General features: G+C 59.6%; 10 protein-coding genes. 6 read left to right on the top strand and 4 right to left on the bottom strand.

All coding sequences use genetic code 11. The features are described 5' to 3' along the window. Positions 1-12: 12 nt before the first annotated feature. Both efeB and efeO read left to right on the top strand, forming a co-directional pair. Complete coding sequence (efeB, locus tag EJ576_RS09225; protein WP_126570138.1) at positions 13-1,311, top strand: iron uptake transporter deferrochelatase/peroxidase subunit; 1,299 nt, start codon at positions 13-15, stop codon at positions 1,309-1,311. A 26-nt stretch (positions 1,312-1,337) separates the two neighbouring features. Continuing rightward, positions 1,338-2,156, top strand: a complete 819-nt coding sequence (gene efeO, locus EJ576_RS09220; protein ID WP_123477282.1) for an iron uptake system protein EfeO — start codon at positions 1,338-1,340, stop codon at positions 2,154-2,156. Between the two features lie 62 nt (positions 2,157-2,218). Here the strand turns inward: efeO and EJ576_RS09215 are convergent, their stop codons facing one another. Beyond that, complete coding sequence (locus tag EJ576_RS09215) at positions 2,219-6,058, bottom strand: hypothetical protein (protein ID WP_126570135.1); 3,840 nt, start codon at positions 6,056-6,058, stop codon at positions 2,219-2,221. A gap of 160 nt (positions 6,059-6,218) precedes the next feature. Next, entirely contained in the window at positions 6,219-7,562 is a 1,344-nt protein-coding gene (gene pssA, locus EJ576_RS09210) for a CDP-diacylglycerol--serine O-phosphatidyltransferase (protein ID WP_122726858.1), read from the bottom strand. 125 nt (positions 7,563-7,687) lie between these two features. Between pssA and EJ576_RS09205 the strand changes: the two genes are divergently transcribed. Further along, a complete protein-coding gene (locus tag EJ576_RS09205) occupies positions 7,688-8,251 on the top strand; it encodes a TetR/AcrR family transcriptional regulator (protein WP_122727433.1) in 564 nt (187 codons plus the stop codon). 54 nt (positions 8,252-8,305) lie between these two features. After that, entirely contained in the window at positions 8,306-8,785 is a 480-nt protein-coding gene (locus tag EJ576_RS09200) for a nuclear transport factor 2 family protein (protein WP_122726855.1), read from the top strand. A 91-nt stretch (positions 8,786-8,876) separates the two neighbouring features. Here the strand turns inward: EJ576_RS09200 and EJ576_RS09195 are convergent, their stop codons facing one another. Beyond that, on the bottom strand, positions 8,877-10,034 hold the full coding sequence (locus tag EJ576_RS09195; protein WP_126570134.1) for a PQQ-dependent sugar dehydrogenase: 1,158 nt from the start codon (positions 10,032-10,034) through the stop codon (positions 8,877-8,879). 12 nt (positions 10,035-10,046) lie between these two features. Beyond that, positions 10,047-10,361 (bottom strand): hypothetical protein, encoded by a 315-nt coding sequence (locus tag EJ576_RS09190; protein WP_122726851.1) that lies wholly within the window; start codon positions 10,359-10,361, stop codon positions 10,047-10,049. A 184-nt stretch (positions 10,362-10,545) separates the two neighbouring features. Between EJ576_RS09190 and EJ576_RS09185 the strand changes: the two genes are divergently transcribed. Together EJ576_RS09185 and ligD are read left to right on the top strand one after the other, a co-directional pair. Then, positions 10,546-11,376, top strand: a complete 831-nt coding sequence (locus EJ576_RS09185) for a Ku protein (RefSeq protein ID WP_126570132.1) — start codon at positions 10,546-10,548, stop codon at positions 11,374-11,376. 3 nt (positions 11,377-11,379) lie between these two features. Continuing rightward, complete coding sequence (ligD, locus tag EJ576_RS09180) at positions 11,380-13,839, top strand: DNA ligase D (RefSeq protein WP_126570130.1); 2,460 nt, start codon at positions 11,380-11,382, stop codon at positions 13,837-13,839. The last annotated feature ends 17 nt before the right edge of the window (positions 13,840-13,856 follow it).

Below are 13,856 nucleotides of genomic sequence, written 5' to 3'. Positions count from 1 at the left end.
ACGACCGCAAACATGAGTGATTCAGAACAATTTGACCTTACTCGCCGCCGTGTCCTGCTGGGCATGGCCGCCACCGGCGCCGCCATTGCCGGCAGCACCCTGACCTGCCCGGCCATGGCCGCCGAGCAAGTCACCACCGCACCGCGCAGCGACAAGACCCAAGACCACCACGATTTTTTTGGCAAGCACCAGAGCGGTATCGTCACGCCGCGCCCAGCCTGCGGCATGCTCGTGGCGTTCGATGTGCTGGCCAGTGATCGTGAAGACCTGGAGCGCCTGTTCCGCACCCTGAACGAACGCATCGCTTTCCTGATGACCGGCGGCACCGTGCCGCAAGTCGATCCGAAGCTGCCGCCGACCGACTCCGGCATCCTCGGCCCGGTGGTCACGCCGGACAACCTGACCATTACCGTGTCCGTCGGAGAGTCACTGTTCGATGAGCGCTTCGGCCTCACCGCAGTCAAGCCCAAGCGCCTGAGCCGCATGGTTGGCTTCCCCAACGATGCACTGGAACCGGCGCAGTGCCACGGCGACCTGAGCCTGCAATTGAGCTCCAACACGCCGGACACCAATATCCACGCCCTGCGCGACATCGTGAAGAATCTTCCGGACTTGCTGCTGGTGCGCTGGAAGCAGGAAGGCAGCGTGCCGCCCCAAGCGCCGAGCAAACCCGGCGAGCCTGCGCAGAGCGCGCGCAACTTCCTGGGTTTTCGTGACGGTTCGGCCAACCCGAACTCCAACGATGCCAAGGCCATGGACCAGATTGTGTGGGTACAACCGGGCAGCGACGAACCGGCCTGGGCGGCCAACGGCAGTTATCAGGCCGTGCGCATCATCCGCAACTTCGTCGAGCGCTGGGACCGTACCCCGCTGCAAGAACAGGAGAGCATCATCGGCCGCATCAAGCCGACCGGTGCGCCCATGGACGGCGACAAAGAGACCCAGGTGCCCGACTACAGCAAGGACCCCGAAGGCAAAGTGACCAAGCTCGATGCCCACATCCGCCTGGCCAACCCGCGCACCCCGCAGACTCAGGCCAACCTGATCCTGCGCCGGCCGTTCAACTACTCCAACGGCGTCAACAAAAACGGTCAGCTGGACATGGGGCTGTTGTTCATCTGCTACCAGGCTGACCTGGAGAAAGGCTTTATCAGCGTGCAAACCCGGCTCAACGGCGAGCCCCTGGAGGAATACCTAAAGCCGGTCGGTGGCGGGTACTTCTTCACCTTGCCGGGGGTCACGGGGCCGAAGGATTTCATCGGGCGCACGCTGCTGACTGCAACGCACCCTCAAACCACTGCCCAGACCTAAAACAAACCCAGAGCGGAAATCGTCCCATGAAAAAGTCGTCTATCGCGTTGTCGTTATTGCTGACCCTTTCGCCGCTGGCAGCCTTCGCCGCTACCGCGCCGCTGGACCTGGTAGGGCCGGTGTCGGACTACAAAATCTACGTCACCGAAGAAATCGGCGAGCTGGTCACCCAGACCCAAGCCTTCACTGACGCCATCAACAAAGGCGACCTGGCCACCGCCAAGAAGCTCTACGCGCCGACCCGCGTGCACTATGAGTCCATCGAGCCGATCGCCGAGCTGTTCAGCGACCTTGATGCGTCCATCGACTCCCGCGTCGACGACCACGAAAAAGGCGTGACCGCCGAAGACTTCACCGGCTTCCACCGTATCGAATACGCGCTGTTCTCGCAGAACACCACCAAGGGCCTGGAAACGCTGACCGCCAAGCTCAACACCGACGTCAACGATCTCAAGACCCGCGTCGATGGTCTGACCTTCCCGCCTGAGAAAGTCGTGGGCGGTGCCGCAGCATTGCTGGAAGAAGTCGCCGCCACCAAGATCTCCGGCGAAGAAGACCGCTACAGCCACACCGACCTGTATGACTTCCAGGGCAATATCGACGGGGCGAAGAAAATCGTCGACCTGTTCCGTGGCCAGATCGAGAAACAAGACAAAGCCTTCCTGGCCAAGGTCGACAAGAACTTCGCCACCGTGGACAAGATCCTGGCCAAGTACAAGACCAAGGACGGTGGTTTCGAGACCTACGACAAGGTCAAGGAAAACGACCGCAAGGCCCTGGTGGGCCCGGTCAACACCTTGGCTGAAGACCTGTCAACCCTGCGTGGCAAGCTGGGCCTGAACTGATAACAAGTCCTCGTCCATGCATTGCGACCGTGTTGCAATGCATGGACGAGGCTTGCGCATGTTTACCCTGCAGGCGTGTCTGGCGTGAAATGTTCAAGCGGCGTGCCGGTCGGCTTTTGCGTGATCGGGTCAATGGCGTACCAGTCAACGCCGAGTTTCACGGCGGATAACGGCTGATTTTGACTCGCGCCCATCTGGCTTCCCGGGTATGCACGGCTCTCGGGCAGAGGTGATAACGCGTTGTAGGCCCCTATCCCCCAGCGGCATTTCTCAAAGGCCGTGGTCGTCAGAAAAAAACCTCGTCCGACAGAAACCAGTTCGCCCTTCATCACCCGCTGGGCTGCACCCATTGCCTTCGGGCCGATTCGGAGCACATCCGAAAAGCCATCCAGTGGATTGAACAAACTGCGAAAGAAAGGTGCTGCCTCTTTCGCAGCCACCATCCTGAATGCACGGCCGCTGAAGGGAACAAGCGCCTTGAACCCACTGAAAAAACGTCTTGTGCCGGACACCCCGCCGGTCACGATGAATGATGCAAAGTCGATCAACAACCCTTTGACCCCTGCGCCAATGTTCCCATCGGCGATATCAGCGAGGCCGCCCACGAATGGGATAAGGCTTAACACCATTTTCAGGTTTTCCTTGGTGAAGATCTTTCCGGAATCAAATGGGTAGCTGCGTCTTGTATTCAGCGCTGTCGGCTGGTTGGCGTACTCCATCAACGGCCCAGACTCTTCCTTGAACGTCGCATCGACGATGGCCTTGGCGATATCGTTCGTTTTTCTCGACGCCCAACTGTTGGGCACAGAACGCGCCGTGCCGACCGACCTCCTCGATTCCGTCTGACCCGGCAAGGTCCTCCCGAACTTTTCAACAATGGCGTTAGTCCGCACTCCCGTGCGCGGCGCGCTGCCGGTCTTGTAGGCGTCGAGGTCGAAGTCAACCAGTGTTGCCTTGCGAAAGTCCATTTCTACGTAGGCGAAAGGACCGTAGGGTACGAAGCCTTTTTCAACCACGCCGTCCAACTTGAGCGTTGAGAACAGCATAAAGCGCTTGGACACCTTCATTGATCCCGGGAACATTTCCAGATAGGTGAACCAGCCGTTCGACCCCTCGTCTTTGTAGCGTAACAACACCCCCTGCCTGGCCCTCTTTTCGGCAACGTTCGAGCTTTCCCCATCGTCCTGTGCCAGGGGGTCTCCGGTCTCCTCACGCAAAGTGAAGATTTCCACATCGCCATTCTCCAATCCCTGCCGGACATCCAGGGGGGCATTGGAGATCATCAGCTTGATCACTGTTTCCTGGGCTTTACGCTGGTCAGCCAAGTATTGCTTCACGGCCGGCGCAACCAGCGGCTCGATGATGGGCAGTTGCTTGATTCTTTCGTTGAAGGTTTCCTGAGAGACTCTGGGGTGGGTGAATGTATATTTCTTCACCCCGGACACTGTATCGTTCAGCCACTTCTGGAAGGCAAGAAATGGGTCCAACTTAGCTTGTTCTGTCAGGATCAATTCAGTCAGTAACGGAGTACGCGTTTCCAGGTGCGCCTCATTTCTGGGATTGAACGGCTTGTCGGTATCGAGCTCCAGCTTGAACGCGGCGATCTCCTCTCGGGTCATTTCGGGAAACAGCACAACCAATTGATCAATCAACAGGCTCATCTGAGTGGGGGGTTCCCTCGTCAAGCTCTGGAACGCAGCAAGCGTAACGCTCTCGCGATCGGCAAACGCCTGGGCGGCTGCGCTGTAATCCCCAGGTGAATAGAGTCCATCGGATCTTTTCGGAAACACACCGCTCATCACCGCCCAATCCAGCAGTGGCGATACGCCGAGGCACTTGAAAAGCACCTCGTGATCCGGCCCCATGGGGTTGAGCCGGGTGAGCGCCTGGGCTTCGGCGATGTTCAATGCCCGCGAACTGCCTGCCCCTCCCAGTTTTTCCGCTATTTCACAACCCTGGCGCAGGTTCATCCAGGCTGTCGACCCAATGCTCACCAGCCCCGGAGACAGCTTAAGCGACTCAGGCGCGTCTACCGACAGGTTGGGATCAGGTTTGAGCAGAAACTCTGGAGCAGCTTGTGCCAACATCAAATGGGCGATCAAGGGCGCGGTCCTGACGTCGGCACCCTTGGTTTTCAATTGCGTTTGAATGTCGTCGCGCACGTCACGCATTGCGCGACCAAGGTTGCCGGGTTGATAGATTTCGTAGCCGGCAACCACGCCCGGCTTGCCTGGCACCTCATCGCTGACGCTGGCCTTGATCGCGGCTGCCAGGAGTTGATGACGGATTGCCTTTGGCAGCGGAGCGCCGTCCCTGACCTCCACCATGTTCAGTTGCTGCGCCAACGCTTGGGCCTTGACGACTGCTTGGGGCGAGTCGAAAAACCGTTGCAGTTGCAGGTCCGGATCATTCGGCAAGCCCTCCCCGGCCATGTAGTTGGTCAACAGTTGAGTCACCGAGCCAGCCGCGGCGGCCGCCACCTTCAACGCGGTGAAATCACCCGCAGACAGCCCCCCAGGGCGCCAGTTATAGGGCGACAAACCGGCATAGTCACCCGCCATTGGCGAAGGCGGCAGCTTGATCGTCAACCAGCCAATGGCCGAGTTCACCTGGGCAACCGTTTCGGGGCTACCCAACCCGGAGAACGCCAGCATCTGTCGCATGTCATACAGGGGCTGGGAATACAGAACGTTCCCGGTTACCCCGCTCATCTCTACCAGTTGGTTGAAATCGTGATTGAGGGTGTTGACCGCCGCTTTCTCGGCCGGGCTACCGCCTGCAGAGACCTTGCTGATCTCATCGTCCAGAAAGACTTGCAAGGAGATCCATTGATTGGCGGAGTCGCGCAGTTCAAGGTTCCCGTCGGCTATCCGGTAAACGTTATCCGCAGCCGCCAAGCCAATCTTCTCGATGAAGGCCTTGAACGCCGGCAGTAGCAGCCACTCAACCAAACGCTCACGGGGTAGCAGGCTTTTCTGCGCCAGCGTCGATCCGGGGGAAACGAGCGCGGGCTGGCTGCTCAAGGGGAGCGTGTCCCCCTCGCTCTTGCCTTTGACCAGTGCTTGCAGGTTTGACGCCAGCTGCGAGCGATCGGCGACGTCACTGTGATTTTGCGTCAGTTGCTCGAACTGTTGCCGCCAGTCGGTACGTTTCTCATTGGCGATGGCCGGCCAGCCGTGTTCTTTTAGCCGCTCGCCGATCTGCTTTTTATTTTCTGAAGGGCTGGACATTTCCACGCCGTAAAAATGAAGGACCGCATCTAAATCACGGAATGGGACCGCATAGTCACCCGGCAGTAAAACGCCCCCATTATCCGGGCGCAGCATTTTCGCTGCCTCACTGAGGTTTGCGCCCACCTCCCACCAACCGGAACCATCCGTCGTCGTAAATCTTCGCGTAACGTGTTTGCCATCAATCAACACCGGGCCTTCAACGCCGTCGCTGAAAACACGCATCGTCGCCAAATCCAACCCCTTGGACTGCAACCAAGCCTGGACCCGTGGCTCGCGCGCGGCGTCGACAAAGGCATCCATGAAGGGACGAATCGACGCATCTGGAGGAAAGGGGTAAATCTTGAGCCTGCCTGTAAGCAAATAGTGGGTGAGGTTACTTTGCAGGCTGGCATCCGCTTTTTTCGCGGCCTCGACCGTTGGATAAACCGCGACGTTGCGCCCGGTTTCAGCCGATAAGTCCGCCCGTTTGTGGCGTACCAAGGGTTGCTCAAGCCTGAGTTGGGTCAGTTGCCCGCCGCGCTGACGTAGCACGCCTGTAACCGATGACTGCCCACCCGCACCCGACAGGTCCTGAGAACGCGGTACGTTCGTGAGGCCATGGGATTCGCCCCCGCCCCCCGCCAAAACAACAGCCTGCGTGGCGCTACGATTTTCATTGACTGTCAACATATCAAGCTCTCTAAAGGTTAACCGTAAGAGGTCTCGTCCTTAAGAACCGGCCCCCAAAATCCTACGGTCTACCCCGGAGCCCAGGCATAGGGAGTTTCTCAATACATTGACGGAAGAATATGAACACAAAGGCGCCCCATTACGGCAAGCCTAGGCGCACTTACAAGATGCGGTAGAGCAACCGTTCGATCCGCACCCGGCTGACCCGACGCAAAAACTTGCCGACCGCCTCGGGATAGTCCGGCAGCGTTTGCAGGTCCTGATAACGCTCGATGCGAGCGGTGTGCTGGAAAATCTGCGCCAGTTCGGTACGTCGCGGCCCCAGCCACTCGCTCTTGGGATCATCGATCAACAAGGCGTTTTCCAGGTCGAGACGGAACGCGCGCGGGTTGAGGTTGTTGCCGGTAAGCAAGGTGTAGCGCTGGTCGACCCACATCCCCTTGAGGTGGTAAGTGTTATCGCCGTCGCGCCATAGGTGCAGGTTCAACTGGCCGCTGTCGATCATCGGCTGATGGCGCTTGGCAAAGCGGCGCAGGCTGATTTCGTAGAGGTAGGGCAGCGCCGCAATGACCTTGAACGGCTCGCTGGGCGGGATGTAGAAGTCGTTGGCGGTCTTGTCGCCGACGACGATGTCGATCTTCACCCCACGCGCCAGCGCGCGGTTGATTTCGCGGGTTACCGGCAGCGGTAGGTTGAAGTATGGGGTGCAGATAGTCAGCTGATGTTGGGCGCTGGCGATCAGTTCGAGAATCACGCGGTTCAGGGGGTTGTTCTTGCCGACCCCGAGCAAAGGGCTGACTGAGAGGTGACCATTGGGCAGTTGCCCGGCCGTGGTGTCGTAAGCCGCGTGTTTCAGGCGGCTGCGCAAATCGCCGATGTCGTTGCGCAGGCTGCGGGTGGTGGGCGGATTGGGCAGGTCCAGACGATTGACCGCCTTGGACGCCACCAGGCCGTGCTCCACCAGGTGCTGCATCGAGTCGGCGAGCGCTTTGCTGTGGATCAAGTGGTACCGGTCGAAGCGGTACTTGTCGAATTTGTGCAGGTACACGTTGTTCAGGCTGGCGCCGCTGTACAGCACCGTGTCGTCAATCACGAAACCCTTGAGGTGCAACACACCGAACAACTCGCGGGTTTGCACCGGCACGCCATACACCGGCACTTCGCTGCTATGGCTTTGAGTCATCGCCTGGTACCAGGCGCTGTTGCCCGGCTGCTTGCCGGCACCGATCAAGCCGCGCTGGGCGCGCAACCAGTCGACCACCACCACGATGTCCAATTCCGGCCGCGCAGCTTTGGCGGCGTGCAGGGCGTCGTAGATCTCCTGCCCCGCTTCGTCCTGCTGCAAGTACAGCGCGACGATATAGATGCGCCGGGTGGCATGGGCAATCTTCTCCAGCAGGCAACGACGATAGGCGTCGGCGCCGGACAGCACCTCAAGGGCATCGGGAGTGAGGGGGAAACCGCGCAGTTTTGGCAACAGGGAGCGTTTGAAGAACGACGGCATAAGGCTCGCAATGGGTCGAATCCGAAGAGGCCTCGAGCTTACACCATGGGGGTGCTCAGGTCTCGCTGCGGCGCATGGAAAAATTTTAATTGACCAAGAAGAACGATCATTCTACTGTTCACGGCATGAACGACATGACCCGTAATGAAACCCGCGACATTATTCTCGACGTCACTGAAAAGTTGATCTATCGCCATGGCATCGCCGCCACCGGCATGGACTTCCTGGTGAAAACCGCCGGCGTGTCGAGAAAAAGTATTTACCGCTACTTCGCCAATAAAGACGAGCTGGTGATTGCCGCCCTGCAACGTCGCGATGAACGCTGGATGCAGTGGCTGCGCACTGAAGTGGAACGCCGCGAAGACACCGGAGAACGCCTGCTGGGGCTGTTCAGCGCGCTCAAGGACTGGTTCGGCACTCCCGACTTCCGGGGCTGCGCGTTCATCAACACCAGTGGCGAAACCGGTGATCCGCACGACCCGGTGCGCCTGCTGGCCAAGGCGCACAAACAAAAACTGTTCGAGTACGCACTTGAACTGTGTCAAGCACATGGCACCCCCGATCCCGAGCGGCAGGCCGCGCAACTGCTGATCCTGATCGATGGCGCCATTACCGTTGCCCTGGTGATGGGCGATTCAACAGCTGCCGATAATGCGCAATGCATGGCGCAAACGTTATTGGGACTGTGAACCCACAAGTAGGCGCAACTTCCGATACATCCTTATTCATCGAGGAACTGCCCAATGTCATCGACTGTAGAAACACGTCCGCCCCTGCCGCCGTTCACGCGCGCGTCGGCCATCGAGAAAGTCCGTCTGGCCGAAGACGGCTGGAACTCCCGTGATCCGCAGCGGGTGTCCCTGGCCTACACGCTGGACACAAAATGGCGTAACCGCGCCGAATTCGCGCATAACCGCGAAGAAGCCAAAGGTTTCCTCACCCGCAAATGGGCCAAGGAACTGGACTACCGCCTGATCAAGGAGTTGTGGGCATTCACCGATAACCGCATCGCGGTGCGTTATGCCTATGAGTGGCGCGACGATTCGGGCAACTGGTTCCGTTCCTACGGCAATGAAAACTGGGAATTCGACGAGAACGGCCTGATGGCCAATCGTTTTGCCTGCATCAACGATCTGCCGATCAAGGAAAGCGAGCGCAAGTTCCATTGGCCGCTGGGCCGACGCCCGGATGATCATCCTGGGCTGTCTGAACTAGGCCTTTGACCCCTCCCTTGTAGGCGCCCGGCTTGTCGGCGATGACGGTATCAAACTCGCCATCGCCGGCAAGCCGGGCGCCTACGGAGTGTATGGAGCTTCAATCCTGGTTCAGGCCAACTCGATACAACACGCCATCATCCTCGTCCGTCAGCACATACAAAAAGCCATCTGGCCCTTGCCGAACATCACGGATCCGCGCTTTTAATCCACCGAGCAAGCGTTCCTCGTGGATCACCTTGTCGCCATCAAACTGCAAGCGGATCAACTCCTGGCTGACCAGCGCACCGATAAACACGTTGTGCTGCCAGGGCTTGAAGCGATCCGCATCGTAAAACGCCATGCCACTGATACCCGGCGACTTTTCCCACACATGATGGGGCGGCACTGTGCCTTCCACCGTTTTGCCCTTGGCTTCGGGAATCGGTGTCAGGGAGTAGTTGATGCCGTGGGTTGCCAATGGCCAACCGTAGTTCTTGCCGCGTTCGATGATGTTGATCTCATCACCTCCGCGCGGCCCGTGTTCGTTTTCCCAGATCGTGCCACTCCAAGGATTCAGCGCCAGCCCCTGAGGGTTACGCTGGCCGTAGGACCAGATCTCCGGGCGCACGCCTTGCTGACCGACGAAGGGGTTGTCATCCGGCACGCGGCCGTCCGGGTAGATGCGTACGACCTTGCCTTGCAACTTGTCCAGATCCTGGGCCGTCGGGCGATCGTTGTTTTCACCCAGGGTCACGAACAGGTAGCCATCGCGGTCGAACGCCAGGCGCGAGCCGAAGTGGTTACCGGTCGACAGCTTAGGCTCCTGGCGCAGGATCACCTTGAAGTCGGTCAAGCCACTGAGGTCTGCCGCCAGGCGCCCACGGCCCACTGCTGTACCGGCAGTACCGCCTTTGCCCCCGCCTTCCGCGTAGGACAGGTAGACCATGCGGTCCTCTTTGAAGTCCGGCGACAACACCACATCCAGCAGACCGCCCTGCCCTTTGGCCCAGACTTCCGGCACGCCCTTGAGTGGCGCGGACAGCTTGCCGTCGGGGCTGACAAAGCGCAGGTGACCAGGACGCTCGGTCACCAGGAAGCCTTGCTTGTCCGGCAAGAAGGCCACCGCCCATGGGTGGTCCAGGCCTTTGGCGATTGGCGTTGCAGTGATGCTGCCCTGTTCGCTTGGGAACTGCTGGGCATCGGCGGCGTAAGTGGCCGTCAACGGCAGCAGCGTGGTGGCGCAAAGGGCGGCTAGCAGGCTTTTGCGTAGAAACATAAGGCGAGATCCTTACCGGCGATTGCCGTTGGCATCATAAGTGGGGGCTTTGGTTTCGGTGGCCGGGCGGCTGGGGGCAGCGTCGCGTTTTGGATAGCTGTTGCCGATGCCGCCGTTTTCCAGGGTCGGTGTGCGCGTGGTCGGCCCGGTCTGGATACCGCGAACGGCCGGCGCATTCGGCTGGGTGCCCTGCATGCTGTTGGGATTGGCCCGGTGGATCGGGCCGTTGTTGCCGTTGTTGTTGCCGGGCAGGTTTTGCGCCTGGGCCACAGGCATAAGGGCCAGACCCAACAACAGCGCTGCTACGTGACGCGTACAACTGTTCATGACAAAGCCTCTCTGGGGCGAGGAGTACGTGCTTTCGATAACACGCTACGCCTTGGGTTCGGCTTTCGACACTAAATAGTTTCTCATCAGGTGTAACACGATCTGTCCGCGCATCTGCTTGGGGAAACTTTTCCCACATCATCCGAGTCACCAGAACACAGCCTCTTCGTAAGGAATCGCACCTATGCCACGGGCAATCTGGAAAGGCGCCATCAGCTTTGGCCTGGTGCATATCCCGGTCTCACTGGTTTCGGCCACCTCCTCTCAAGGCGTTGACTTTGACTGGCTGGACAAGCGCAGCATGGACCCGGTGGGTTACAAGCGCATCAACAAGACCACCGGCAAAGAAGTGACAAAGGACAACATCGTCAAAGGCGTCGCGTTCGAGAAAGGCCGCTATGTGGTGCTCAGCGAAGAAGAAATCCGCTCGGCTCACCCCAAATCGACCCAGACCATCGAGATCATCGCGTTTGTTGCCAGCGACCAGATCCCGTTGCAGAACATCGATACCCCCTACTTCCTCGCACCGGACAAGCGTGGCGGCAAGGTCTACGCCTTGCTAAGGGAAACCCTTAAAAAAACCCGCAAGGTCGCCTTGGCCAATGTGGTGCTGCACACCAAGCAGCACCTGGCGGCGTTGATGCCCCTGGACTCGGCGCTGGTGCTGGTGATGCTGCGCTGGCCCGCCGAGGTGCGCAGCCTGGACGAACTGGAGCTGGGCAGTGACGTGACCAAACCGAGCCTGGCCAAGGGCGAATTGGACATGGCCAAGCGCCTGGTGGACGACATGAGCGCCGACTGGCAGCCGGATGACTACCGCGACAGCTTCCAGGAAAAAATCATGGCGCTGGTGGCCAAGAAGGCCAAGGCCGGCAAGATCGAGGATGTGGAGACCGGGGACAGCGAAGAGCGCAAATCCGCCGATGTGATCGACCTGACGGAACTGCTCAAGCGCAGCCTGGCCGGCAAACCCGCGAAGAAGCCTGCCACGAAGAAATCCACCAAGGCCTCCTGAGTCATGTCCAAGCCCCTCAGCGACTACAACCGCAAGCGTGATTTCGGTATTACCGGCGAACCCGCAGGCAACTCGCCTGCACGCAAGCGCAAAGCCTCGGCACTGTCCTTCGTGATCCAGAAGCATGACGCACGCAACCTGCACTATGACTTTCGTCTGGAACTCGACGGCGTGCTGCTCAGTTGGGCCGTGCCCAAAGGGCCGAGCCTGGATCCCAGTCAGAAGCGTCTGGCCGTTCACGTCGAAGATCATCCCCTGAGCTACGGCGGCTTTGAAGGCAGCATTCCCGCCGGCCAATACGGCGCCGGTGACGTCATCGTGTGGGACCGTGGCATCTGGCAGCCCCATGACGAACCCCGCAAGGCCTACGCGACCGGCAAGCTCAAATTCACCCTGGTAGGCGAGAAGCTCTCCGGCGACTGGGCGCTGGTGCGTACCCGCTTGAAAGGCAGCGGCGACAAGGAACAATGGCTGCTGATCAAGGAAAAGGACCAGCAGGCGCGTGCGGCCGACGACTACGATATCGTCCTGGCCCAGCCGAACAGCGTGCTCAGCGATGCCTCAGTGGGTAAACCCAAGGCTCAGCCCAAAGTCAGAAAAGCCGCCCTCCCCGAGCAATTCAATCCGCAATTGGCCACCCTGGTGGATCGCGCCCCGGAAGGCGATTGGCAATACGAGATCAAATTCGACGGCTACCGCATGCTCGCACGCATCCGCGACGGGGACGTGCGCCTGTTTACCCGCAACGGACACGACTGGACCGACCGTCTGCCCCGACAGGTCAAGGCATTGCAGGCTCTGAAGCTCAAGGACAGCTGGCTGGATGGCGAGGTGGTCAGCCTCAATGGCGATGGCCTGCCGGACTTCCAGGCGCTGCAAAATGCGTTTGATATCGGCCGCAGTTTGGACATCGTTTACTACCTGTTCGACGCGCCCTTTCTCAATGGCCAGGACCAGCGCCAGACGCCGGTCGAGGATCGCCGCGCCGCCCTCAAAGTCGCGCTGGCCGCTAGCCGCAGCAAATTGCTGCGGTTTTCCGAGGCATTTACCGCGCATCACCGCGACATCTTTGAAAGCGCCTGCGACTTGGCCCTCGAAGGCGTGATCGGCAAGCGCCTGGGCAGTCCGTACGTCTCTAGTCGCAATGCCGACTGGATCAAACTCAAATGCCGGTTGCGCCAGGAGTTTGTGATTGTCGGTTATACCCGGCCCCAAGGCTCACGCACGGGGTTCGGCGCGTTGTTGCTGGCGGTAAATGATGAGACCGGCCTGGTGTACGCAGGCCGCGTAGGCACGGGTTTTGATCAAGCGTCGCTCAAGACTATTTATGCGCAACTCACACCGTTGGAGCGCAAGACATCGCCGCTTGAGAAACCGCTGACCAGCACCCAAGCACGTGGCGTGCATTGGGTAGCGCCCACGTTGGTCGGTGAGGTGCAGTTTGCCGAGTGGACACGCGAGGGCTTGGTCCGCCAAGCCGCGTTCGTCGGGCTGCGCACCGACAAACCCGCAGCGCAGATCGTTCATGAACAACCACGAACGGCCAAATCCATGAAGCCCGCCAAAAAGACCCGCGGTGATGTCAATATCACCCACCCAGACCGTGTGATCGACAAACAAAGTGGCACACAAAAACAGCAACTGGCGCAGTTCTACGACAGCATCAGCCAGTGGATTCTGCCCTATTTACGTCACCGGCCGGTGTCCCTGCTGAGAGCGCCGGAGGGTATCGAGGGCGAGCAATTCTTCCAGAAACACTCGGAGCGCCTGGCCATCCCCAACATCAAGCAACTGGATCAGGCACTTGATCCCGGCCATGCGCGGCTGATGGAAATCGACAACGTCGGCGCCCTGATAGGCGCGGTGCAAATGGGCGGCGTAGAGTTTCATACCTGGGGCGCCACCTCGGACAAGATCGAAACCCCGGACCTGTTTGTGCTGGATCTCGACCCGGACCCGGCGTTGCCTTGGAAAACCATGCTCGAAGCCGCGCAACTGACCCTGTCGGTACTGGATGAGTTGGGGCTGCAAGCCTTCGTCAAGACCAGCGGCGGCAAAGGCCTGCACCTGATCGTGCCGTTGGCGCGCCGAGACAATTGGGACACCGTAAAAGCGTTCGCCAAGGCTATCGCCCAGTTCATGACCGAGCAGTTGCCGGAACGTTTTACCGCGACGTCGGGGCCCAAGAACCGGGTCGGCAAGATCTTTATCGATTACCTGCGCAATGCACGGGGAGCCAGCACTGTAGCGGCGTATTCCGTGCGCGCACGGCCAGGCTTGCCGGTGTCGGTGCCGATCAGTCATGAGGAGTTGAAGGGGTTACGCGGTGCGCAGCAATGGACAGTCGCCAATCTGCAGCAGCGCTTGGACGCTTTGAAAACGGATCCCTGGGCGGGGTATGCCAATCGACAGAAGATCAGCAAGAAGATGTGGGACAAACTGGGCGACCATCCACCGAAGTGAACGGCGCCCGCACAGCG

It is taken from the genome of Pseudomonas sp. C 49-2, from assembly GCF_003970195.1.
GTDB classification, from domain to species: Bacteria; Pseudomonadota; Gammaproteobacteria; order Pseudomonadales; family Pseudomonadaceae; genus Aquipseudomonas; species Aquipseudomonas canadensis.
The sequence above is the reverse complement of the archived record's forward strand: the minus strand, read 5'-3'. Positions and strand labels throughout refer to the sequence as shown.